Source organism: Streptococcus sp. 343_SSPC (assembly GCF_001072385.1).
GTDB lineage: Bacteria > Bacillota > Bacilli > Lactobacillales > Streptococcaceae > Streptococcus.
The window spans coordinates 1-21,403 of record NZ_JVKU01000029.1 but is presented as its reverse complement, the minus strand read 5'-3'; the positions used below and the strand labels follow the sequence as shown (position 1 = coordinate 21,403).

The following is a 21,403-nucleotide window of genomic DNA, read 5'->3' as shown; positions in this document are numbered from 1 at the left end:
CCGGTTGCAATAAACTGTTTCCAGTTTTCTCTTAGTATTTGAGACCTGGATCAAAGATTCCAAGAGCTACCCCAGCTAAGGCGATGATGACTAAGAGAAGCATGACCTTGTTTGGTGAGACTTTCTTCTTCGCCATTAACCACCAGCAAAGAGTGATAAAGACAGCAGTTAAGAGACCTGGATAAACACCATCAATCTTTTCTTGGATTTTAAGGAAGGCTTCTCCGTCAGCATTTTTGAATTCGAGGGCTGTTGTAACAGAGACCCAAGTCGCTGCTACGGCACCGATGACCATACCACCGACCACACTAATCGCTTTACGAAGGGCTTGTCCTTTTGGTCCTACAAGGAATTCAACAGCCTTGTCCCCTAAGTGATACCCTTTGAAGAAGGCGAAACGCATGCCTAAGTAGACCAAGAGGTTCCAAACGACGATATAGAATAGAGCTCCTGCAATGTTTCCGCCTTTAGAAAGCCCAAGGGCAATCCCGAGAAGTACAGGGATTAAGGTCCCAACAACCAAGGAGTCCCCAATCCCAGCGATTGGGCCCATCAAACCAGCACGCATCCCGTTGATGGTTTCGCCATCTACTGCTTCTCCATTGGCACGCGCTTCTTCCAAACCAGCTGTGATCCCTACAACCAATGATCCCAATTGTGGTTCCGTGTTGAAGAAGGCTGTATAGGTTTGCATAGCTTCTTTTTGTTCTTCTTTGGAATCATACATTTCTTCCACGATTGGAAGCATCGAAGTCAAATACCCAAAGGTTTGCATATGTTCTTGAGAGAAACAAGTCAAGTGACCATAATACCAATGATGGAATGCTTTGGTTAGCGTTTTCTTTGAAATTTTCTTTTTATCAGCCATCTTAGATATCCTCCTCATCATCGTCAAAGTCATTTGCTCCAGCAGGGACGACTTTCATTGTTTTAATCACTTCAAGTTCATAGTAGATCACTGCAAAGATCAATGAAACTACCGCACTCGCTACCAAGTTCAAGCCAAGAGATTTTGCCAAGGTAAATCCAACAAAGAATGGAATGAAGTCTCTCACTTCTGTAACGATTTGCTTCAAGAGGATGGCAATACCGACACATGGAAGAAGGGCACCGACTGTAAAGAGGGCTTTCATCCAGTAACCATCCATTGGAAGGTATTGTTTCATCAAATCCACCATGTTTTCACCGTATTTGGTGATAATCATAGTTGGAAGGAAGGAGAAGAGGAAGTGAGAAATCCATGGGTAAACCCAGTCCACTGCGTAGAGTTTTTTGAAGTTTCCTTCTTCAACGGCTTTCCAACCGATGTGTTGCCAAAGCAAGTTCATGGTTGCAGTACCGTAGAAAAGAACGGTACCGATAGTCCCAACGGCTGCACCGATTGGGGCTGCTGCCGCTGCAATTGCTGCCTCACCAGTAATATTGTTGGCATGAACAAATAAGATGGAAAGAGGAATTCCGATATAAGAAATAGCCCGTACATCGGCAGATACAGTTCCACCAGGAGTAACCAAGGCGATATATACGACCTGAAGGGCTACCCCGACCATGATACCGGTTGTCACATCTCCAAGGATTAACCCTGAGATCAATCCACCGACCAGAGGACGACCAAGTGTATAGTTCCCGATACTGGAACCACCCATACCAGGCATTGAAGACAAGCTGGCGAAAATACCAAGCAAGATTGCTTGAATCCATGAAATTGTCATAACAAACGCTCCTTTTGTTTGTAAGTATAGTTTAGTGACGAAGAGCTAGGATACTCCCCTCCCTAGAATCCGAATTTTGATTTGAAATCATCCCAGTAACCGATGGATACATCTGGTAGCAACTGGAATTTCACCTTGTAGCCGGCAGCCTGAATGGCTTCGATGGCTTCTGCTTCTTCCTGGGTGATGGATTGGTTGTTCCCCAATTTCACAGCACCCGGACGGTCATTTGCAGGACCGACAATGATTTCTTTGACATCGCCTGGGACAAACCCTTGGTCTACCAAAATTTCTTTCATATCGATGGGGTTCTTAGTAATCAAGAAATAGCGAGTTTCTGATTCCGTTACTTTTGCAGATTTTTCTTTGAAAGCTTCCTTGGTCCAAACAAAGGTTTTCTTATCCGAAGCCCCTTTATAGGCTTGGATCAAGACCTTATTAGAAGCCGCCGCGTCGTTGACAGCGATCAAGCCATCACAAGGCTTTTCTTTAGCCCATCGAGTTACTGTTTGACCGTGGATCATACGGTCGTCAATTCGTACAAATGATACTACCATTTTCTAACCTCCCTTAGTTAAATATCATCATCTTCTTCATCGTCACCCTCTACCGGGGCAAGGGCAAATTCTTGCAAGGCAGTGGAAGCTTCGGATAAAATCACCTGGGCTAGATCAGCCCCCTCCATCATGTCCTTCATCACAACAGCTGTCAGAGCCATGGTCAAGTTCATTCCACCTAAGATCAAGGCTGAACCCAGCTTTCCTTGCTCCTCTAGCACCATTGCCGCTGTTGTCAAAGGACTGCCACCTACAATGTCCGCTAGAACTAAGACAGAATCCTCATCTGTCAAAGGGGAAAGCGCCTGACGAAAATCATGCGCAAAATCATCTACCGATTTGCCTTCTTTCAATCCGACCGCAATCACTTGATCGATCTTATCCCCAGCAAACATAGCTAGTGAACTTTTCAGACCTTCTGCCAGTCCACCATGACTGACCAATACCAGATACTTCATCCTTTCGCCTCCTTTATGATGACCTTATTGTATTGCTTTTGAAAGCGTTTTACTATTGTCATTTGTCACAAAGAAAAGTTGACATCTGTCAATAAAAAAATGACATCTGTCACTTGACAGATGCCTAGTTGCTCTTAACGAAACTTCTCCCGAAGCATTTCCTCAATAATCTTTTGAATTTGAGGCAATTGATTATCAATATCCTTTGCTTTTAGAGCATTATGGATCAAATAATCCAACCGATCCCAGATATCAGTTGGCAGGTTGCCAGGAGTACTTAGGACAGCCTTTTTCATAATCTGGTCCAGGGTCCGATTCGTCAAGGAATCAACCCCGAAATCATCCGCTTTAAGAAGGTCCCGACTTTCCGAACTATTGACCACCGAAGGGAGGACAGAGGTCCCCTGCGACTGCCGGAAGAGGTCCTGCTGGACCTGCTGGTCCTGGGTCAAAAATTCCATGAATTCCTTGGCCTCCTTGCTAGCACTGGCCCGAGAAGACAGAGCAAACAAGGACGTATCCACTAAGGTTGACGGAGTTGATCCAGAAGCCCCGGGCATAGGGATACAGGTCCAAGTGAAATTTGAATATTTGGCAACATGATAGGGATAAGGTTTATAAGTTCGGTACTGGGCCAAGGTCATCGGATAAAAAGCGACCTTGCCTTCATCAAAATCCTTAGAAGTAACATTGAAATTCCCATGAAGGGCTTCGAGTTTTTCGACAAAATAGAGCGAGCGCTTCATTTCTTTACTCGTCAGATTAATGTTATCCTGACGGAAAAGCTGGCCACCATGAGCTGCCAAGGCCTCCCTCCAGGTATAATCTGTACTTCCAAACTGATCTAGCTCACCATCTCCATCTGTATCCCGCGTCACTTTTTGACAAATCGTATAAAATTCCTCCAAAGTCCACCCCTCTTTCGGAATAGCAATCCCTTCCTTTTCCAATAAATCTTTATTGACACACATCAAAACAGGATTGCTCTCAAATGGGAGGGCATACTGACGGTTCTTGTATTTACCTGCTTCTAGGGCAACTGGATAAAAATGAGAAGGATCGACCTGTTTGTCCATCAAGGGGGTCAAATCTTCTACCGCCCCACGCGCAGCTAACACCGGGAGCTCAGTACTGGATACCATATATAGATCTGGCTCCTGTCCATGGAGGATCTGATTGGCTAACCAGCTCGCATACTGATTCTTCGGAATCCCGCTTTCGTAGACAATCTTTACCCCTGGATGCGTTTTTTCGAAACGAGCAATCGCTTGGTCCAAGACTTTTTCTTCCGTTTGGGTGGGCACATCCCAGCTAGATCCAGCGTAGACCCCCAAGCGGACAAGCTTAGGCTGACGCTGCCACCAAATCCCTCCAGCAAGTAGAAAAAGCAAAAGCAAGCCTAGAAACAATCTGGAGCCTCGAATCTTACGTTTTTTCTTCATCGGCTATCACTTTCTGTTCCAAAGTCCTTAGTGGTCACACCTTTTTGAACAGACCAAATAGCCAACTGGGTCCGATCCCGCAAGTTCAACTTAGACAAAATGGTTGATAGGTAATTCCGAATCGTTCCCTCAGATAGGAACAATTTGGCTGCGATTTCCTTATTAGACTCCCCAAAACCAACCTGCTGGATGATCCGCCATTCGGTCAGGGATAAGTCGCTCACATATTCTTCAGAAACGGAGATTGTGTAATTGCTCTGAGCCATCTGAGAAAAAATCTGAAAAACCTTGCTGGCAATATTGGGGTTAATCATGGCTCCCCCATGGTAGACAATTTGGATGGCTTGGTAGAGCTCCTCTGTGGAAGCTCCTTTGAGCAAATACCCTGAGGCTCCATATTTCAGAGCCCGAAAGATGAAATCATCATCGTCGAAGGTGGTTAGAATGATGATTTTCACCTCTGGGAAGCGTTCCTTGACTTCTTTTGTCGCCATCACGCCATCCATCTTGGGCATACGAATATCCATCAGTACGACATCTGGTCGATCTTGGGGGATTCGCTCTAGCACCTCGTGGCCATCTGCTACCGCAGAAGTCACCTGAATATCTTGATGAGCAGATAAAATAATTTGGAGCGACTCGCGAATCAGCGCTTGGTCATCCGCAATCATTACTTTAATCATAAGAGATTTCCTCCTTTTTCTTTGGGCAATTCAATTCGTGTATAAAAGCCATTTCGATTGGCAAATTCGATCCTTCCTCCCAAGATAGAGACCCGCTCTCGCATTTGCTTCAAGCCGTAGCCGACCTGCAGTTGGTCAAAGCCGACCCCATTATCTTGGAGAATCATGACATAGGCATCTTCCACCAAAAAGGAAATCTGCATGTGGCTGGCATGACCGTGGCGGACAGAATTGGTCATGGACTCCTGAATCACGCGAAAGACAGTATCCTCCACCATGACATCTAGATCCACCTCATCCCAGTCATAGGTCAGATCGACTTGTAGGTGGGAAATGGCTTGGTATTCGTGAACCAATTTCAAAACTGCATCCCTCAAGGTATGATCCTCCAGGGCACCTGGCCGTAGCTTGTTCAAAGAGCCCCGGACGTCCTTGATTCCATCTCGTACCACCGTAGAGACCGATTGCAACTGGGTCTTGGCGCGACCAGGATCAATATCAATCAGAACCCCAACCGCATCAATCCCTGCAGAAATGCCCGTCAAGGCATGACCCAGAGTATCGTGAATCTCCCGTGCGATCCGCTTGCGCTCCCGGTCCTCCGCAATCTTTTCCGAAAGGGCCATGTAGCTATTTAATTCCGTATTGACTTGCGACACCATTTCTAACTCTTTTTCGATTCGATGGTGCTCTGCTACTACCGATAAAATGTAAAAGAGAAGAGAAATAATAAAGACAACCATATTTAAGGAAGCTAGCGCATTTTTAGCGAATAGGATGAGCATCCGAATCGATGAAGGATAGAAGGCGATATAGGTATCTAGCGACGGCAACTGCACGACGAGAGAGAGGATGTCATAGTTGGTCACAAGGAGGACAATGAAACTCAGAAGGATAAAGGCAAACCAGTAGCGCCTGTCCTTGGAACTGCTAAACTCTTTGGAGCCATAAAAGATATCGGCAAATACCAAGAGGATGATCCCATTGTAGGAGAAGCTGAGGGAGATCATGACACCTAACATCAGTAAAATTTCTAGAATATTCCACTTGTCAAAAACTGACCACTCCTGTGTCCCTGGGCGCATCCGATAAAAGGTAATGAGAAGAATCCCTCCAAAGAGGAGAATGGAAATCCAAAAGTTCTGAGCTGGGGAACTCGGTATTTCTCTTAATTGTTCCAATAATTGATAGCCTTGCCCCTTGGCAATGATGTAATTGGTCGCATGCAAGTAGAGGGAACTGCTAAACAAGATGGCGATAAAATTAATGATTTTTAATAAAATCAAACTATAACGAATGCCACGAAGTTTGGTCATTACTGCCACCCGTTGACATCGTATCGGTCAACATTATCCTTATCAATCATCTCTACTGGAATCTTATATTGTTCCTTGTAGGTTTTTCCTGTCCTCATGCACTCAATCACTTGCATCACCTGTCTCCCCATTTTAAGAGGAGATTGGGCAACCGTCCCTTCGATATCATCCGTCGTCGAGAGCAAAACTTTCATATCCGGAGAGCCATCGATTCCATAGATAGAAATCGGCTGAGCTAATTGGTTTTCCTTGATGGCCGCTAGGGCTCCGATAGCTGCCCGATCATTTAAGGCCACGACCGTATCAAATGCCAGACCATCCTGAATGACCTGGGAAACAGCTGGTAAGGCCAGTTCCGTTTGGCCACGGGTCTCTTCTCTCCCAACGACCTGATAGGCAGGATCCGACTGAATGGTATCTAAGAACCCTTGGATCCGTTGCTCTGCCGATACCGTCCCTTTATGCTCTAAGAGTAGGATCTTCGCCTCATTTTTCTGCTTCATCAGGCGCTGGGCGACCAAGACCCCGGCTTGGTAATTATCCGACACCACACTGGCATCCACCGTGAAATGGCTGAGCTGACTATCCACTGCAATGATTTTAATCCCTGCCTCTCGAGCTCGCTTCAGGGAAGCAATGATTTTAGGGCTATCTCCTTTGACGGGGTTAATCACAATCACATTGACCTTTTGTTGACGAAAATAATCTATTTGCTGACTTTGTTTTTCCTCGTCCAATTCTGGATTACGAACTAGAAGCAAATCCCCTTTTTCGTCAGCCACTCGTTCAATCTCTGCATTCAGTGTTTGGTAGAATTCATTGTTCATGGTCATGTAGGTCACACCAATCCGCATCTGCCCTTTTACCGGTTTTAGTTGGCTAGCATTCAAATAGATGACCACTACCACAAAAACCAGGCTCCAAAATATCGTATAGATCATCACTCGATTGTGTTTCTTTTGAACAGCTTCCTCTTCTAACCCCATCTCTTCTCCTCTTAAAAAAACGAACCATTCTACTATATAAAGATTTTTTGTTCGTATTTAATACCTTGTATTATAGCATTTTTTATCAAGAGCTTGAAGGTCTTTAGGAAATGAATGCGTTTTACTCATAAATCCATATGATGACTTACCCCTGCAACTTCCGTGAGAAGTTTCGAAAAAGAAAAAACGACACAACTGACCAGCTGCACCGTTCTCTTCAGTTAAAAGGGAAGCTCTTCCTCTTCCAGGATGAGATCCGCTAAATCTCCTCCTGCTCCATTAGCCCGCATCGCTCGTTGAGCACGACTTTCTAAGAGCTGGAAGCCTTGACAGAGTACTTCTGTCACATATTGGGTCGTCCCATTCTTCTCATAGCGTCTGGTTCGAAGCTCACCATCCACAGAGAGCAAGCTCCCTTTATTGGCATAGGAGACAAGGGTCTCTGCTAATTTCCCCCAGACCACGAGAGTGATAAAGTCCGCCTCCCGCTCGCCATTTTGATCCTTGTAACGACGATTGACAGCCAGGGTCGCACGCGCAACGGACTTGTCCGTACTGGTCTTATGAAGCTCTGGGTCAGCCACAAGGCGCCCGATTAAAATTACTTTATTGTACATATTTCTTCCTCCTACTTATATAATTCGTAGTTTTTTAGCCATTTGGAGAAAGAAAATAAAAAAGAAGCTGGGACAAAAGTCCTAGCCTCTCAATTTTCTTTGGATTATCGAGCAAGACGCAGTGGTTGAGTGGGCTCTACTACGCTGATTTCATCAGCTTTTACAGCCCTACTCAACTGTGCGGAGGTGGGACGACGAAATCGAATGCTGACGAATTACCGATTTCTGTCCCACTCTCTTATCCTTGCCAGTGACGGGCAGGGTCAAACGGAGTTCCCACCTCTTCTGTATCTTGCAATTCGATAATCCCACGTTTTTGTGGAGCATTTGGCAAGTGCAATTCGCGTGGGCTACACATCATGCCAAAACTCTTTTCTCCACGAAGGGCTCCTGGGAAAATCAAGCTGCCATCTGGCATCATGGCACCCGGTAGGGCTACAATCGTTTTGAGACCTTCACGCGCATTTGGTGCACCTGCTACGATTTGAACTGTCTTGTCTGGTCCAACAGCCACTTGGCAGATGTTGAGGTGGTCACTATCTGGATGAGCCACCATTTCCACGATTTGCCCCACGACAAACTTAGGCTCCTTGTCATTGACCAAGACCTCTGCAAATCCTTCAGCCTGTAATTCTTGATTGAGGCGTGCAACCTGCTCATCACTCAAGAAAATTTGCCCCTTGCCTTCAAGGGCAAAGAAAGTCGAAGCCTCAAAAATATTCCAGGCTACGGTTTCTTGCTTGTCTTCACGGTAGACACGAGCTACTTTGCCTTTGCGCTCTACTGCTAACTTGGCATCCCCACTGTTTTTCAAGGTAAGCATTAAGACATCGCCGACTTGTTCTTTATTATAGGTTACAATCATTCTTTCTCTTTCTCCTACTTCAATCCTGCTAAAAATTCTGAAATCTGAGCCTTGGTTTTGCGATCACGATTGACGAAACGACCCAGTTCCCGATCCTTGTCTAGGACCACTAAACTCGGAATACCATAGATATCCCAAAGCTTAGCCAGGTCTAGATACTGGTCTCTGTCGACCAAAATGAAGGTAAATCCAGGGTTTTCCGCTTCAATCTCTGGCAAAAAGGGCTGGATATACCGACAATCACCACACCAATCCGCTGAAAAGAAGAAAACCTTCTTTCCTTCTTGCTTGACGTAGCTAGCTAACTCCTCTAAAGACTGTGGAATGATCATAGTTTTTCCTCTTCATAGTGAAGGAGGCCCTCTTCATAGACAAAGCGATAGTGGCGCTCATCTTCAAAAATGATCCCTCCTACCAGACGCTCTTCGCTTGATTCATAGAGCTCCACATAAAGGGTCGCAATCTTCCCCATATTCTCCATTTGCTCACGGACTTCTGCGACTAACTCTTCTTGCGTCCGCAGACGTTTTTGATCTTTGGCAATTTTATAGGCCCCAAGGGCAAGAGCACTTGCACTAGCTGCTGCAAGGCTGGATAAAATGATTTTTTTAGCTTTCATACCTCATATTGTAACACAAAATACAAGCTGGGACAACGAAGGAGAATAGTTCTCCCCATCATGACGATCTGCTTTCATTCCCGTCAACTGCCACTACCATCTCGACTAAAAAAGTGATAAAATAACAATCAGAAAGAAGGTAACTTATGACTGATTTATTTTCTAAAATCAAAGAAGTAACAGAACTTCCTGCCATCTCTGGCCACGAAGCGCCTGTTCGCGATTATCTACGCAAACAGATCACCCCACATGTGGATGAAGTGGTCACAGACGGCTTGGGAAGCATTTTTGGGGTACGCCACTCAGAAGCGGCTGATGCTCCTCGCATCATGGTCGCAGGCCATATGGATGAAGTTGGCTTTATGATCAGTGAGATCAAGACAGACGGCACCTTCCGCGTGGTGGAAATCGGTGGTTGGAACCCTATGGTGGTCAGCAGCCAACGTTTCACCCTTTTGACACGCGATGGCCATTCCTACCCTGTCATTTCTGGATCTGTTCCTCCGCATTTGACACGTGGCGCAAACGGTCCTGCCCTTCCAGCAATCGGGGATATTGTCTTTGATGGTGGCTTTGCCAACAAAGAAGAAGCCGAGAGCTTTGGAATCCGTCCAGGCGACACCTTGGTCCCTGAAAGCACTGCAATCTTAACAGCCAATCAGAAAAACATCATCTCCAAAGCTTGGGATAACCGTTATGGGGTCTTGATGGTCAGCGAATTGGCACAAGCCCTCTCTGGACAAGCCCTAGCAAACGAACTCTATGTCGGAGCAACTGTCCAAGAAGAAGTCGGACTGCGCGGTGCTGGGACTTCTGTGACCAAGTTTGATCCAGAAATCTTCCTGGCTGTGGACTGCTCTCCGGCGGCAGATGTCTACGGAGGCCAAGGAGCTATCGGAGAAGGAACCCTCCTTCGTTTCTTTGACCCAGGTCATCTCATGTTGCCAAATATGAAGGACTTCCTCCTCACCACCGCTGAAGAAGCCGGCATCAAGTACCAATACTACTGTGGAAAAGGCGGAACGGATGCTGGAGTAGCCCACTTACGAAGTGGTGGTGTGCCATCTACTACCATCGGAGTCTGCGCACGCTACATCCACTCCCACCAGACCCTCTACGCTATGGATGACTTCCTTCAAGCCCAAGCCTTCCTTCAAGCCTTGGTCAAAAAATTGGATCGTTCAACCGTTGATTTAATTAAGAATTATTAATATTTTTCCAAAATAATTGTTTTAAACCCCCATTTTGGGGTTTTTTTGATATAATACTGAATGAATATTGCAACGGGTGTTCTTTTGCACTCCCCTTTCCCTATGTGAAAGGCGGAGCACCGCTAAAGATCACCCTCGCTTCTTTATTGGAGGTTTAAATGAAGAAACAAGCTTTTAGTTCCGAAAAGTATTTGAATTTGCAGCGCGATCACATCCTCGAGCGCATCAACCAATTTGATGGTAAACTCTACCTAGAGTTTGGAGGAAAAATGTTGGAAGATTTCCACGCAGCTCGTGTCCTTCCTGGTTATGAACCAGATAACAAAATTAAGCTTCTCCAAGAACTTCGTGACCAAGTAGAGATTGTGATTGCTATTAATGCCAATAACATTGAGCATTCAAAAGCGCGTGGTGACCTAGGAATTTCTTACGACCAAGAGGTCTTCCGCTTGATCGATAAATTCAACGAATTGGGCATCTATGTTGGCTCTGTCGTCATCACTCAGTATGCTGGTCAACCAGCTGCAGACCTTTTCCGCAAGCAGTTGGAAAAAAATGGCATCGCCTCTTATCTCCACTACCCAATCAAGGGCTACCCAACGGATATGGATCACATCATCTCTCCTGAGGGAATGGGGAAAAACGACTACATTCAGACTAGCCGTAATCTCGTTGTCGTGACAGCTCCTGGTCCTGGTTCTGGTAAATTAGCGACTTGTATGTCCAACATGTACCATGACCAATTAAATGGCATCAAATCTGGTTATGCTAAATTTGAAACCTTCCCAGTTTGGAACCTGCCTTTGCATCACCCAGTGAATTTGGCCTATGAAGCTGCTACTGCAGACCTTGACGATGTCAATATGATTGACCCATTCCACCTCCAAACCTATGGCGAAACAACGGTCAACTACAACCGGGATATCGAAATCTTCCCTGTCTTGAAGCGGATGTTGGAACGCATCCTTGGAGAATCTCCTTACGCTTCCCCAACAGATATGGGTGTGAACATGGTCGGCTTTGCCATCGTGGACAATGACGCAGCGATTGAAGCCTCTAAGCAAGAAATTATCCGCCGTTACTACCAAACCATTCTAGATGTGAAGGCAGAGCGTGTCGGAAACGGAGCTATTAAGAAAATTGAACTCTTGATGAATGACTTAGGCATTTCACCAAAAGACCGCCAAGTCACCGTCCTTGCCCGTCAAAAAGAGGAAGAAACCGGTGAACCTGCCTTGGCACTGGAATTGCCGAACGGAGAAACCGTGACAGGTAAGACTTCTGACTTATTTGGTCCAACGGCAGCTGTTCTCATCAACGCCATCAAGAAATTGGCCCATATTGATAAAGAAACCAAGTTGATTGAGCCAGAATATGTGAAACCAATCCAAGGCTTGAAGATCAACCACTTGGGCAGTCGCAACCCTCGCCTCCACTCAAATGAAATCCTCATCGCCCTCGCCATTACCGCCATGAACCATCCAGAGGCAAATCTTGCCATGCAAGAATTGGGTCGATTGAAAGGGAGCGAAGCCCATTCAACAGTCATGTTGACAGACGAAGATAAGAACGTTCTTCGCAAACTGGGCATTCATGTGACCATGGATCCAGTTTACCAATACGATCGCTTGTACCGCAAATAAAGAAAAGCAAGGCTAGACCGTTGGTCCTAGCTCCATATACAAAAAATCCCCTGAGTGCCTGAACCAGTTGGCACCCAGGGGATTTTTCATAGTTTAATTGGATGGAGAGTTACCTCTCCTTAAAAAGATAGAGGCCCACAATCAGTATCGGGACAAGGAGAAGGGGATACACTTCTTTTGGCAGTAAGTCCGTTTCCAAACTCAACCAAAGGAAAAAAACAGCCAAGATAATCGCGATCAACCATTTTACAAGATAAGATTTCATGACGCCCTCCTGCTCCTAATCTATTTATGCATAGTATACTCCTGCTCAATTAACCTGTCAAGGTAAAAAAAGTAGTTGACCATTGGATCAACTACCTTAGAATGAATACAAAGTCATCTTAGAAACTTTCCTTAAGTGAGTACGGACGTCAGCGAACTTCTATGAAGTTCCATGACTTAGTTTTGAACCTAAAGTTTCAAAACTCCCGAGTGCTTGAAACTTTAGTGTTTCAAGCACTTTTCTCACAGCGGAAAGTTTCTGTGTATGTTTGTATGTTTGAATGAACCTAACAGTATGGATCATTTGTATTTTTCAGCATCACTTAGGCTGTTATATGTTAAGAAACAGTTTGTTTACCTTTTGTTTCCTTTACATCCTCCCACAATTGTCGGATCTGTTTTCTTTGGACAGGATCCACAAAGTAAGGAGCAATTTCATTTAAGGATTCTAGGACAAATGCCCGTTCTGCCACATACGGATGAGGGAGAATCAAATCTGGACTATAGAGGATCAAATCCTCCATATAAAGGAGATCCAAATCGATGACCCGTGGTCCCCATTTGATCTCACGGACCCGACCCATTTCTAGTTCGATTCCTAGCAAGGTCTCAATCAAGTCTTGGGGCGTAAACCAAGTTTCGACCTCTACGACTTGGTTGAGGAAGCTATCCTGCTCGACCCCTCCCCAAGGTGCTGTCTCAATCTGAGAAGAGGTTTGGAGAATCGTAAGCCCCTTTTCTTCTAGTCTAGATACAGCCGTCTCCAACTGTTGTACCTTATCGCCCATATTGGTTCCCAGACCAATAAAGGCCCGTCTTTTTTCTCGTTCAATCGTGACCGAGCAGGTATCCAAAGGCAGAGGAACTGGAGCCCAAGGTTTTTTCAACTCCAGTCGAACCTTTTTGACAAAGTCATAGGTCGCAAAAATCTTCTCCACAAGCTGAAAAGCCACTGTCTCAATCAAATCGATTTTCTCAGCTTGAACCCAGTCTGTCAGTTGCTCTGCTAAGATTCCATAATGGATTGAAGCCGTCAAATCGCCCGTCCGAGCAGACTTTGTCATCTCATAATCGACACAGACATCCAAGACAAAGCGCTGCCCCAATTCCTTTTCAGCGGAAAACACACCATGATAAGCATAAATTTCCAAATCTTTGATCCGTAATTGATCCACCATCGTCACCTCAGTTTATCTAGGGATTAGTGTCCCATCAGTTTATAGGCTTCGTTTTTCAAGTCTTTATCTGTCTCGAACAAGCCACGCGCTGCTGTCGTTACAGTAGCTGTCCCTGGTTTGCGCACCCCACGCATGTTCATGCACATGTGCTCTGCTTCCACCCAGACAAGGGCTCCCTGCGCTCCCAGATACTCCATCAAGGCATCCGCGATTTCCACTGTCAAGCGCTCCTGGATTTGAGGCTTTTTGGCGTACACTTCCACAGTCCGAGCTAGCTTAGAGAGGCCCGCTACGCGCCCATTTGGGATATAGGCAATGTGGACCTTGCCATAGAAGGGCAAGAAATGGTGTTCACACATCGAGTGGAAAAAGATATCCTTTTCCACCACCATATTGTTATCCACAATCTCAAAAGATTTTGATAGGTGGACTTCCGCAGTTTGGTTGAGACCTGCAAAAATCTCTTGGTACATCTTGGCAATGCGTTCTGGTGTTTCTTGCAAGCCCTCACGGCTTCCATCTTCACCGACGGCATCGATAATCATCTTCACGGCTTCTTGAATTTTCTTTGTATCCATTTCATCTCCTACTGATTTCTTCGATTAGAAAGGCTCTCACTTGAGCCAAAAAGTACAAGGATCCCGTCACTAAGAGGAGATCAGATTGTTGCGATTTTTTTTCTAGATAATGGGTTAAAAACACCTTCCATTCTTGATAAGGCAGGCCTTTTTGATGGGCTATTTCCTGCATGTCTCTCACGGAATAGGCGCGTGAATCCTCAAAGGTCGTCAAGGTTAATTGACTCTTTTCCAATCCGCTCCACAGTTCCAGCATCTCCTCAATCGCCTTGGTCTGGATACAGGTAAACAAGACTTGTTTGTCCAACTGTCCATACCGTTCTTTCATGGTGGCTACAAGAGGGGCTACTGCATGCGGATTATGGGCACCATCTAGAATGATTCGGGGCTGGTTAGAAATAACCTCTAGGCGACCCGGCCACTGGACCCCTTCCCAAGCTTGGAGGATTTCTTCTCGACTTAAGAAAGAGAGCCCCTTTTCTTGACAGAAAGTATCGCATAGAGCCAGGGCCAACCCAGCATTGTCGACTTGATGCAGTCCCATGAGTCCTGTCTTTAGTTGCATTTCTTCCCGATACTGGCTCCGATAGCCAAAAACTTCCCCATCAACCAAAGACGCTTGGTAGCTAACTAAAAAGTCCTGACCTAACAGCTCTACTGGTGCCGATAAGCAGTTCGCCCGCTGCACAATGACTTCTTGAGCTTCCAGTTCCATCCGGCCTAGCAGGACCGGAATCTTTTCCTTGATGATTCCCGCCTTCTCTCGAGCAATGGAGGCCAAATCTGGCCCTAAGAGAGCCACATGGTCCAGGCCAATCGTCGTGATGGCTGTCAACATAGGCTGACAAACATTGGTACTATCGAGACGGCCCCCCATGCCCACTTCCAGAATGACCACATCTGGCTTTTCTGCTGCAAAATAATCAAAAGCCAGGACGGTCATCAACTCGAACTCAGTTAAGCCCAGCAAGGTCTGATCAGAACTGTTTTTTTCAAGCAAGTCCTGATAGAGGTACAGATAAGTCTCTAAATCCTGATCTGAAATGGGAAGCCCATTGATACTGATTTGCTCATGAAAGGAAACTAGATAGGGGGATGAGAAAACACCAACCCGCAACCCTTTTGCCTCTAGTAAAGACCGTAAATGGGCTAGGGTAGATCCTTTTCCATTGGTCCCAGCTAGATGGATTACAGGACAGGCTAAGTGTGGGTTTCCCCTCAAGGCCAGCAGGGCTTCCATTCGCTCCAAACCAAAATGAGGCTCGGAAGAACGATAAGTGGCTAACCAACTGAGATCTACTGTCATATCTCTTCTCTTTTCTTTAGCGATATTGTTTCAAATGAAGGTCCTGCGCTTGATCGGCTTGGTAGACAGCACTACCGATAGCTACCGCCATCTTATGAAGAGGGATATCATGCACACGCACAATTTCTACCCCTTGGCTGGCAGCTACACTCGTCAAATGACTAGAGGCCAAATCCCGATTATAGAATCCTTCTTTCGTTTCAGGGTCAGTCTCAAATCCCTCTTCTTCCAGAATATTGACCACAAAGCGCTTCCGAGAGACTCCTAAAAAGATTGGATACCCCTTAGCATGAATGCTTTTTAAGTCCTGCAAGAGTTGGAGGTTTTCCCGTTTAGTCAAGCCAAAACCGATACCAGGATCTAAGAAGAGTTGATCCGGACTCAATCCCGCCTCCTCTGCTCGCTCAAGGCTCTTAGCAAAGAAGGTCCACATGCAGTCTTGAATAGAGAGACCTTCAAACTGCGCCAACTCCTCTGATGAAAAGGCCGGCTCAAAACCAAAGGTCGGAAAAATGACGGAACTCGGATGATGAGGACGAGCCATGACTGGATTAAACATAAGAATGGCTCCAGCATGAGCTTCTGCAATCACCCTCGCCATTTGCGGATCTCCTAGCAAGCCCGTGATATCATTGACCAAGTCTGCACCAGCTGCTAGGGCTGCACGAGCGACCTCTGACTTCCAAGTATCAACCGAAATCAAGATATCACTCTCTGCTCGAATTGCTTCAATGACGGGCACGACTCGCTGAATTTCTTCCTGAATTTCCACAAAATGACTCCCTGGACGTGTGGACTCCCCACCAATATCCAGTATGCTTGCTCCTTCTGCTATTAACTTTCGAGCTTGCTCGAGAGCTCCTTCTACCGTTTGGTAACGTCCACCATCTGAAAAGGAGTCGGGGGTGACATTGAGGATGCCACATAGAAGAGTCCGATCCTTGCCTAGTTGTCTCCATTCACTCTTTGACATATCTTCCTTCATCTTTCTAAGAAAAGCCAACCAAGCATAGAAAAGAGGTTAGAATCTTTCCAACCTCCGAGTTTGTCTCTATCTGCGCCTAGATGCTTCTTTGGTAGCTTACCAAAGCTTCTGAATAAAACCCATTGGTCCTATCATTCTACCATATTTTAAGCGGGAAGAAAAGAAACCAGAATAGTTATCAGAAAGGCAAAAGCATTCATGGTAAAGTGCAATAAAATCGAATATTCTACTCGTTTGTAGCGGTAGGCAACCCAAGTCAAGATGAGAGACATACCTCCATAGATGACCCAGGAACCAAGATTACTTGGTGTGTGTAAATAGGCAAATACAAGAGCCCCAACCAAATAACCAATTTTTTCGTGTCCCTTAAAGATTAAGCGGGGAATCACAGCCCGACAGATAATTTCTTCTCCTAAAGGTGCCACTACAACAATGAGCAAACCCATTGCCAGCTGAGGGGCCAAGGAAGCCACCCCTTGGATGGTCTCTTGGTTAGCTGTCGTCGCCTCTCCTAACTGTCGTAGAAGATTGACCCCAAGAGCATTATTGGCCAGCAACAGGAGAAAATAAAGGAAATTTCGCCCAATATCTCTGCCTCTAATCCGTGAAAAATCTAGTGGATCAAGTGGACTCCATTTCATAAACCACCAAAGCAAATAGACGAGGAGCATGGTGACCCCAAGGACCAGACTATTGATTGTCCAATTTGACCAAGCATTTTCAATCCCCAAGATCAAAGCGACCATGGGTAGTTGAGTCGCTATAAATAACGGTATTCCAATTAGTAACCACAGACTATTCGAAACCCATTTTTTCTCCATCCAATTTTCCATTATTTTACCTCGATTATCAAACTATTTTTCTAGTATAGCATAGATGAGCTACTGAGGCAAGCCCAAGTAGAAGTCACACAAGAGAAAAAAGAGGCGTTTCGAATCAGCCTCTTCTTTCTTGTTTTTTTTAGAATAAAAGTCTTATCCCTTGTTTTTAAAGCGTTCAACATCACGGGCAATGACTAATTCTTCGTCCGTTGGGATGACCAAGACTCTCACTTTAGCATCCGGTGTTGAAATATCGCCTTCTGCACCAAAGACATTCTTTTCTGGATCAAGCTCACAACCAAACCAAGTCAGCCCGTCAATCACTTGTCCACGGATCGTCTTAGAATTTTCTCCAATTCCAGCTGTAAAGATGATGGCGTCTGCTCCATTCAAGACAGCAAAGTATTGACCGATGTATTTCTTAATACGATCAACAAAAATGTCGTTGGCCAAAAGTGCCTTGTCATTTCCACTGCGCATGGCTTCGTGAATATCACGCATATCGCTAGAAAGCTCAGACACCCCTAGAAGACCAGATTCACGGTTCAAGATACGACTGATATCTTCTGGACTGTTGAAGTCTTCTGTATTCTCCATCAAGTAAGGAATAATGGCAGGGTCAATATCCCCTGTACGTGTTCCCATCATGATGCCACCAAGTGGTGTGAAGCCCATAGACGTATCGACAGAAATCCCTTTGTCTACCGCTGTAATAGAGGCTCCATTCCCAATGTGGCAGGTGATTAATTTCAACTCTTCGATTGGTTTTCCAAGAAGCTTGGCCGCTTCGTGGGCTACATACTCATGACTGGTTCCATGGGCTCCATATTTACGAACCTTGTTTTCAGTATAATATTTAGTTGGAAGAGGATAACGATAAGCTTTTTCAGGCATTGTTGTATGGAAAGAGGTATCAAATACAACAACACTGGTAATATCTGGTAACAATTCTTTAAAGGCACGGATCCCAGCAGCGTTGGCAGGGTTGTGCAATGGGGCCAACAAAGAAAGTTCCTCAACCTTTTGAATGACTTCTTCATCTACAAGAGCAGACTCTTTGAAGTACTCACCACCTGCAACGACACGGTGCCCTACTCCAGTGATTTCATCGTAGGAAGCAATAATATTAAAACGAATCAAATCATCGAGAAGGATTTTAACCGCTTGTGTGTGGTTCTCAATATCTAAAACCTGTTTTTCTGCTCGACCATCGAATTTTACTGTCGAAATGGAATCTTTAAGTCCAATTCTCTCGATGAGCCCTTTTGCCAAAACTGTTTCTTCTGGCATTTGGTATAATTGCCATTTCAAACTTGAACTACCTGCATTAATTGCAATTGTTTTCGTCATTTTTTTACCTCTTTAAGCGTTTTCACTCCTATTATAGCAAAATTTTGTTTAAATTTCACTTTCTTTATTCCAGTTTTGAAAACTTTCACGGAATTTCATGAGGTCTTCCTGATCTTGCAAATCGGTCAAGGGATAGACAAATGGTTGGACCTCCGCTTCTTCTTGCTTGCGGAAAACAAAGATGGTTTTTGCTAGTTTGGCGGATCGAAAGAGGTTCTCTGGCAAGGTCACCATGGCCAAGACCTGAGCATGATCCTGCATCCATTGTTTCAATAGAGGACTCTGCTCGCTTGTCAAAAGATCATTCGGAGCTAGAAAAATAGCGACGCCACCTGGTTTTAAGTATTTTAGCGATTGTTCAATCAATAAATGATGGGCATAGGTGTGGCCCTGAGGGTAAGCGACCTGGTAACGACTCGCAATGGCATCATCTGGATAATAACCGACAGGTAAATCGCTGATAATCACATCGCTCTCTTTCAAAACTTGTGGACGAATGGCATCACCTTGGGCAAAATTCACATCCGCCTTCATCACTTCTGCCATACTAGCTGCAAGGTCAATCAAGAGATCATCAATTTCCAAGCCCAAATAATCTAACGAACGCTGACAATTGTTCATCAAGGTTTGGGCCAAGTTCCCTGTTCCACTCCCCATTTCTAGCACATCTACTTGATCGGAACTAGCCAACTGATCCACTAGAAAGACCAGAAGAAATCCAATCCCATCTGGTGTAAATTGGTGATTGGCTTGTAGGGGCTCTGTTTGGGCAGCCTTCATCAAAAGATACTGGAAGGAACGACGCCACTCTTCCTTGTTTAAGTTCAAGTCCTTCAGGCGCTGGTTGTTTTCCTTCACTAGAGTCAACTCTGTTTGCCCATCCAGATAGATGGCATTCTGCTCCACTAGAGCATCATAAAAGTTGGTCTGTAAATCATTTTGGATATTTTGGGTATTCTCTAATAGGTAGCCGTAGGCTTTCTCAATTTTTTCGAAATTCATGCTTTCCTCCATCTCTTAATCATATCAAATTTTAAGAGTTTTCGCTATGCTTTTCGAAGGCCTGAGGCTTCTCTTCCTCAGTCTTGGTCGGGTGGTCTGTGGCTGAATCTGGAGCCTGCTTCTCCTTTTCCTTCTTGTCGGTTTTTTTCTTTTCCCGAGGAGGTAGAGCAAAGGTGAAATGGCAGCTTCCCCCATCTTGTAAGTGACTCGTTACGTTGGCAAAGCCCGATTTTTCTTCCAAATCGACTCGGCCATTTGAGAAGGTCATGGTTTTTTCTTCCCGATCCCAAGTATCAATCGCCAATTGAGCTTGTGCATAAGCCTGGATCCGGTGCTGACTAGCAAGGAGGATCCGTCTCTCTGCCACTTGTCTGTTCAGGTAAAACTGAAGCAAGAGACTAAAAACCGCCGACATAAAAAGGGCATAAAGAAGGATCCCTGCCTCAATCTGCTTCTTTTTTATCCTTTTCCACCACACGGTAGACCACCTCCCTTTCTAACCCTTCTTCAAAGCGCAGTTGAATAGACACCAGATCTCCTCTTTTTTCAATCCAGGCGGATTCAACTCCATCTATCATCGGTTGATAGCCACGGCCAGTCGCATCTGTCTTTCGGATATCTCCCCCCTTAGCCAGTCCAATGGCTATGGGTTTTTGATCCTGAACAAGATAGAGTTTGTTGTCTCTGACCTCTTCAAATTGGCTACGAGACAATTCAATGTCCAGCTGGTCCTGAAAGAGCAACCATTCCTCTTGCTTGATGTGACTTTGGTACTGAAGTTCTTGACGCAAGAGGCTTGTCAATCCTTGAAACACCAATAAACCACCGCTGATGACGAGCAGGGCAACCAAGGCCTCCAGTAAAGTAAAGGCTGGCAGTTTAGTTCTTTTCAACAGCAATCACAACCTTTCCTTCATGATAGACCTTTAAGGACTTGGCAGACCTCTCCACCTGGACACTGACCTGATTGATGTTCAATTGATCCTGCCTGGTCTGGATCGCCATTTTTGCGACTCGCAAGACTTCTCCTTGTCTCAACTCTTCTAAGCGCTGCTGTCGCGAGTCCCCTAGCTCTCCCAGCACAAGGGTCGTGAGGACACCAAACATCGCTAAGGCAATCAGTCCTTCTAACAAGAGACTAGCGGGGAGCCGTCGATTTTTTAATTTTTCCATTCCCAATTGCCAACTGATAAGTCACCACCTCTTTCTCTGTCTGAAATTGAATCTTGGTCAGGCTTGAATTGCCTCCTGCTGGATCAAAGGTCAGTTGCTTCTCTCTGACCACTTCCACCCCTTTTGGAAGCGGTAATTCTTGATAGGGACTATGAACCCCACCGTGGTCGATAGAAAGGAGAGTTCTCTCCTCTTTTGCAATACTCATCTTTTGTGTCTCCTGATAGACCCGTTCAAATTCCGAGAAAAACAATGTTTCTTCTACCTGCCCAAAGGCTTGATGGACTGACCCAGCTAGCAACCAACATAGAAGACTGACGATACCTAGAGTTAGTAAGCTCTCCAGAAGGGTGAAAGCTTTAATCTGCAACCGCACGGTGATCACCTGCATTCTTCACATAGTGAGCACGGTAGGCTTCTGCTTGTTTTTGAGTGATTTGTCCTTCTGCGACTAGCTTAGAAAGACTAGCTTTTTCATTCTGATGATTGAGTTCATAGAGCTCAGCCTGGCTCTCCACGACTTTGACGACTGCTCGATTTCCTGTATCTGTGACCGAATCTTTCTGCTTGGTCAAGTTCGGAACAAAGAGCAAGAGAAGAACGCTGATAATGAGCAAAACAACTAACATTTCAATCA

The 21,403-nt window shown here is 45.3% G+C and carries 27 protein-coding genes; 2 read left to right on the top strand and 25 right to left on the bottom strand.

Annotation, left to right across the window (positions count from 1 at the left end; all coding sequences use genetic code 11):
* Positions 1-31: 31 nt before the first annotated feature.
* The 12 genes from ADH27_RS09275 to ADH27_RS09220 all read right to left on the bottom strand — a co-directional run bounded on the left by ADH27_RS09275 (position 32) and on the right by ADH27_RS09220 (position 9,255).
* Entirely contained in the window at positions 32-886 is an 855-nt protein-coding gene (locus ADH27_RS09275) for a PTS system mannose/fructose/sorbose family transporter subunit IID (protein WP_048717665.1), read from the bottom strand.
* On the bottom strand, positions 870-1,712 hold the full coding sequence (locus tag ADH27_RS09270) for a PTS mannose/fructose/sorbose/N-acetylgalactosamine transporter subunit IIC (RefSeq protein WP_048690546.1): 843 nt from the start codon (positions 1,710-1,712) through the stop codon (positions 870-872). The genes ADH27_RS09275 and ADH27_RS09270 overlap by 17 nt, the downstream gene beginning before the upstream one ends.
* Positions 1,713-1,774: 62 nt before the next feature.
* On the bottom strand, positions 1,775-2,269 hold the full coding sequence (locus ADH27_RS09265) for a PTS system mannose/fructose/N-acetylgalactosamine-transporter subunit IIB (RefSeq protein WP_006595112.1): 495 nt from the start codon (positions 2,267-2,269) through the stop codon (positions 1,775-1,777).
* A gap of 17 nt (positions 2,270-2,286) precedes the next feature.
* Positions 2,287-2,727, bottom strand: coding sequence for a PTS sugar transporter subunit IIA (locus ADH27_RS09260; protein WP_048717540.1), 441 nt, complete (start codon positions 2,725-2,727; stop codon positions 2,287-2,289).
* 134 nt (positions 2,728-2,861) lie between these two features.
* Entirely contained in the window at positions 2,862-4,169 is a 1,308-nt protein-coding gene (locus tag ADH27_RS09255) for an ABC transporter substrate-binding protein (protein ID WP_048717538.1), read from the bottom strand.
* The gene (locus tag ADH27_RS09250) at positions 4,166-4,852 is read right to left on the bottom strand and encodes a response regulator transcription factor (protein WP_006595115.1); all 687 of its coding nucleotides are present in this window, start codon (positions 4,850-4,852) and stop codon (positions 4,166-4,168) included. The genes ADH27_RS09255 and ADH27_RS09250 overlap by 4 nt, the downstream gene beginning before the upstream one ends.
* Positions 4,849-6,168 carry a sensor histidine kinase gene (locus tag ADH27_RS09245; RefSeq protein WP_048717536.1) on the bottom strand — a complete coding sequence of 440 codons (1,320 nt, stop codon included), beginning with the start codon at positions 6,166-6,168 and terminating at the stop codon, positions 4,849-4,851. Before ADH27_RS09245 ends, ADH27_RS09250 begins: the two co-directional genes overlap by 4 nt.
* The gene (locus ADH27_RS09240; RefSeq protein WP_048717535.1) at positions 6,168-7,154 is read right to left on the bottom strand and encodes a substrate-binding domain-containing protein; all 987 of its coding nucleotides are present in this window, start codon (positions 7,152-7,154) and stop codon (positions 6,168-6,170) included. The genes ADH27_RS09245 and ADH27_RS09240 overlap by 1 nt, the downstream gene beginning before the upstream one ends.
* 221 nt (positions 7,155-7,375) lie before the next feature.
* Positions 7,376-7,771, bottom strand: a complete 396-nt coding sequence (locus ADH27_RS09235) for a single-stranded DNA-binding protein (protein ID WP_006595118.1) — start codon at positions 7,769-7,771, stop codon at positions 7,376-7,378.
* Positions 7,772-8,009: 238 nt separating this feature from the next.
* Positions 8,010-8,636, bottom strand: a complete 627-nt coding sequence (ytpR, locus tag ADH27_RS09230; RefSeq protein ID WP_048717533.1) for a YtpR family tRNA-binding protein — start codon at positions 8,634-8,636, stop codon at positions 8,010-8,012.
* Between the two features lie 14 nt (positions 8,637-8,650).
* Positions 8,651-8,968: a thioredoxin family protein gene (locus ADH27_RS09225; RefSeq protein WP_048717531.1), complete on the bottom strand. Its 318-nt coding sequence runs from the start codon at positions 8,966-8,968 to the stop codon at positions 8,651-8,653.
* Positions 8,965-9,255, bottom strand: coding sequence for a DUF4651 domain-containing protein (locus ADH27_RS09220; RefSeq protein ID WP_048717528.1), 291 nt, complete (start codon positions 9,253-9,255; stop codon positions 8,965-8,967). The genes ADH27_RS09225 and ADH27_RS09220 overlap by 4 nt, the downstream gene beginning before the upstream one ends.
* Positions 9,256-9,401: 146 nt before the next feature.
* Here ADH27_RS09220 and pepA point away from each other — a divergent pair, with 146 nt between their 5' ends.
* Together pepA and ADH27_RS09210 are read left to right on the top strand one after the other, a co-directional pair.
* A complete protein-coding gene (gene pepA / locus ADH27_RS09215; RefSeq protein ID WP_048717526.1) occupies positions 9,402-10,466 on the top strand; it encodes a glutamyl aminopeptidase in 1,065 nt (354 codons plus the stop codon).
* Positions 10,467-10,624: 158 nt separating this feature from the next.
* A complete protein-coding gene (locus ADH27_RS09210) occupies positions 10,625-12,109 on the top strand; it encodes a DUF1846 domain-containing protein (RefSeq protein WP_006595123.1) in 1,485 nt (494 codons plus the stop codon).
* Between the two features lie 109 nt (positions 12,110-12,218).
* Here the strand turns inward: ADH27_RS09210 and ADH27_RS10370 are convergent, their stop codons facing one another.
* The 13 genes from ADH27_RS10370 to comGC all read right to left on the bottom strand — a co-directional run bounded on the left by ADH27_RS10370 (position 12,219) and on the right by comGC (position 21,401).
* Complete coding sequence (locus tag ADH27_RS10370) at positions 12,219-12,374, bottom strand: hypothetical protein (protein WP_193389731.1); 156 nt, start codon at positions 12,372-12,374, stop codon at positions 12,219-12,221.
* Between the two features lie 337 nt (positions 12,375-12,711).
* Positions 12,712-13,548: a 2-amino-4-hydroxy-6-hydroxymethyldihydropteridine diphosphokinase gene (gene folK / locus ADH27_RS09205; RefSeq protein WP_048717664.1), complete on the bottom strand. Its 837-nt coding sequence runs from the start codon at positions 13,546-13,548 to the stop codon at positions 12,712-12,714.
* A gap of 26 nt (positions 13,549-13,574) precedes the next feature.
* A complete protein-coding gene (gene folE / locus ADH27_RS09200) occupies positions 13,575-14,129 on the bottom strand; it encodes a GTP cyclohydrolase I FolE (protein WP_048717524.1) in 555 nt (184 codons plus the stop codon).
* 1 nt (position 14,130) lies between these two features.
* The gene (locus ADH27_RS09195; RefSeq protein ID WP_048717522.1) at positions 14,131-15,435 is read right to left on the bottom strand and encodes a bifunctional folylpolyglutamate synthase/dihydrofolate synthase; all 1,305 of its coding nucleotides are present in this window, start codon (positions 15,433-15,435) and stop codon (positions 14,131-14,133) included.
* Between the two features lie 16 nt (positions 15,436-15,451).
* Positions 15,452-16,408 (bottom strand): dihydropteroate synthase, encoded by a 957-nt coding sequence (gene folP / locus ADH27_RS09190; RefSeq protein WP_048717520.1) that lies wholly within the window; start codon positions 16,406-16,408, stop codon positions 15,452-15,454.
* Positions 16,409-16,566: 158 nt separating this feature from the next.
* Positions 16,567-17,241 (bottom strand): CPBP family intramembrane glutamic endopeptidase, encoded by a 675-nt coding sequence (locus ADH27_RS09185; RefSeq protein ID WP_239681788.1) that lies wholly within the window; start codon positions 17,239-17,241, stop codon positions 16,567-16,569.
* A 153-nt stretch (positions 17,242-17,394) separates the two neighbouring features.
* Complete coding sequence (locus ADH27_RS09180) at positions 17,395-18,591, bottom strand: acetate kinase (RefSeq protein WP_048717516.1); 1,197 nt, start codon at positions 18,589-18,591, stop codon at positions 17,395-17,397.
* A gap of 48 nt (positions 18,592-18,639) precedes the next feature.
* Complete coding sequence (locus ADH27_RS09175; protein ID WP_048717514.1) at positions 18,640-19,593, bottom strand: class I SAM-dependent methyltransferase; 954 nt, start codon at positions 19,591-19,593, stop codon at positions 18,640-18,642.
* A 31-nt stretch (positions 19,594-19,624) separates the two neighbouring features.
* Complete coding sequence (comGG, locus tag ADH27_RS09170; protein ID WP_048717511.1) at positions 19,625-20,071, bottom strand: competence type IV pilus minor pilin ComGG; 447 nt, start codon at positions 20,069-20,071, stop codon at positions 19,625-19,627.
* The gene (comGF, locus tag ADH27_RS09165) at positions 20,037-20,489 is read right to left on the bottom strand and encodes a competence type IV pilus minor pilin ComGF (protein ID WP_048717662.1); all 453 of its coding nucleotides are present in this window, start codon (positions 20,487-20,489) and stop codon (positions 20,037-20,039) included. Before comGF ends, comGG begins: the two co-directional genes overlap by 35 nt.
* On the bottom strand, positions 20,473-20,766 hold the full coding sequence (gene comGE / locus ADH27_RS09160; RefSeq protein WP_048717510.1) for a competence type IV pilus minor pilin ComGE: 294 nt from the start codon (positions 20,764-20,766) through the stop codon (positions 20,473-20,475). Before comGE ends, comGF begins: the two co-directional genes overlap by 17 nt.
* Positions 20,732-21,157, bottom strand: a complete 426-nt coding sequence (comGD, locus tag ADH27_RS09155) for a competence type IV pilus minor pilin ComGD (protein WP_048717508.1) — start codon at positions 21,155-21,157, stop codon at positions 20,732-20,734. Before comGD ends, comGE begins: the two co-directional genes overlap by 35 nt.
* A complete protein-coding gene (gene comGC / locus ADH27_RS09150; protein WP_239681787.1) occupies positions 21,126-21,401 on the bottom strand; it encodes a competence type IV pilus major pilin ComGC in 276 nt (91 codons plus the stop codon). Before comGC ends, comGD begins: the two co-directional genes overlap by 32 nt.
* Positions 21,402-21,403 lie beyond the last annotated feature (2 nt).

Coding starts and splice junctions, on each gene's coding strand:
- ADH27_RS09275 (WP_048717665.1), bottom strand. CDS start 886: ATGAGGAGGATATCTAAGATGGCTGATAAAAAGAAAATTTCAAAGAAA.
- ADH27_RS09270 (WP_048690546.1), bottom strand. CDS start 1,712: ATGACAATTTCATGGATTCAAGCAATCTTGCTTGGTATTTTCGCCAGC.
- ADH27_RS09265 (WP_006595112.1), bottom strand. CDS start 2,269: ATGGTAGTATCATTTGTACGAATTGACGACCGTATGATCCACGGTCAA.
- ADH27_RS09260 (WP_048717540.1), bottom strand. CDS start 2,727: ATGAAGTATCTGGTATTGGTCAGTCATGGTGGACTGGCAGAAGGTCTG.
- ADH27_RS09255 (WP_048717538.1), bottom strand. CDS start 4,169: ATGAAGAAAAAACGTAAGATTCGAGGCTCCAGATTGTTTCTAGGCTTG.
- ADH27_RS09250 (WP_006595115.1), bottom strand. CDS start 4,852: ATGATTAAAGTAATGATTGCGGATGACCAAGCGCTGATTCGCGAGTCG.
- ADH27_RS09245 (WP_048717536.1), bottom strand. CDS start 6,168: ATGACCAAACTTCGTGGCATTCGTTATAGTTTGATTTTATTAAAAATC.
- ADH27_RS09240 (WP_048717535.1), bottom strand. CDS start 7,154: ATGGGGTTAGAAGAGGAAGCTGTTCAAAAGAAACACAATCGAGTGATG.
- ADH27_RS09235 (WP_006595118.1), bottom strand. CDS start 7,771: ATGTACAATAAAGTAATTTTAATCGGGCGCCTTGTGGCTGACCCAGAG.
- ytpR (WP_048717533.1), bottom strand. CDS start 8,636: ATGATTGTAACCTATAATAAAGAACAAGTCGGCGATGTCTTAATGCTT.
- ADH27_RS09225 (WP_048717531.1), bottom strand. CDS start 8,968: ATGATCATTCCACAGTCTTTAGAGGAGTTAGCTAGCTACGTCAAGCAA.
- ADH27_RS09220 (WP_048717528.1), bottom strand. CDS start 9,255: ATGAAAGCTAAAAAAATCATTTTATCCAGCCTTGCAGCAGCTAGTGCA.
- pepA (WP_048717526.1), top strand. CDS start 9,402: ATGACTGATTTATTTTCTAAAATCAAAGAAGTAACAGAACTTCCTGCC.
- ADH27_RS09210 (WP_006595123.1), top strand. CDS start 10,625: ATGAAGAAACAAGCTTTTAGTTCCGAAAAGTATTTGAATTTGCAGCGC.
- ADH27_RS10370 (WP_193389731.1), bottom strand. CDS start 12,374: ATGAAATCTTATCTTGTAAAATGGTTGATCGCGATTATCTTGGCTGTT.
- folE (WP_048717524.1), bottom strand. CDS start 14,129: ATGGATACAAAGAAAATTCAAGAAGCCGTGAAGATGATTATCGATGCC.
- ADH27_RS09195 (WP_048717522.1), bottom strand. CDS start 15,435: ATGACAGTAGATCTCAGTTGGTTAGCCACTTATCGTTCTTCCGAGCCT.
- folP (WP_048717520.1), bottom strand. CDS start 16,408: ATGTCAAAGAGTGAATGGAGACAACTAGGCAAGGATCGGACTCTTCTA.
- ADH27_RS09185 (WP_239681788.1), bottom strand. CDS start 17,241: ATGGAGAAAAAATGGGTTTCGAATAGTCTGTGGTTACTAATTGGAATA.
- ADH27_RS09180 (WP_048717516.1), bottom strand. CDS start 18,591: ATGACGAAAACAATTGCAATTAATGCAGGTAGTTCAAGTTTGAAATGG.
- ADH27_RS09175 (WP_048717514.1), bottom strand. CDS start 19,593: ATGAATTTCGAAAAAATTGAGAAAGCCTACGGCTACCTATTAGAGAAT.
- comGE (WP_048717510.1), bottom strand. CDS start 20,766: ATGGAAAAATTAAAAAATCGACGGCTCCCCGCTAGTCTCTTGTTAGAA.
- comGD (WP_048717508.1), bottom strand. CDS start 21,157: ATGCAGGTGATCACCGTGCGGTTGCAGATTAAAGCTTTCACCCTTCTG.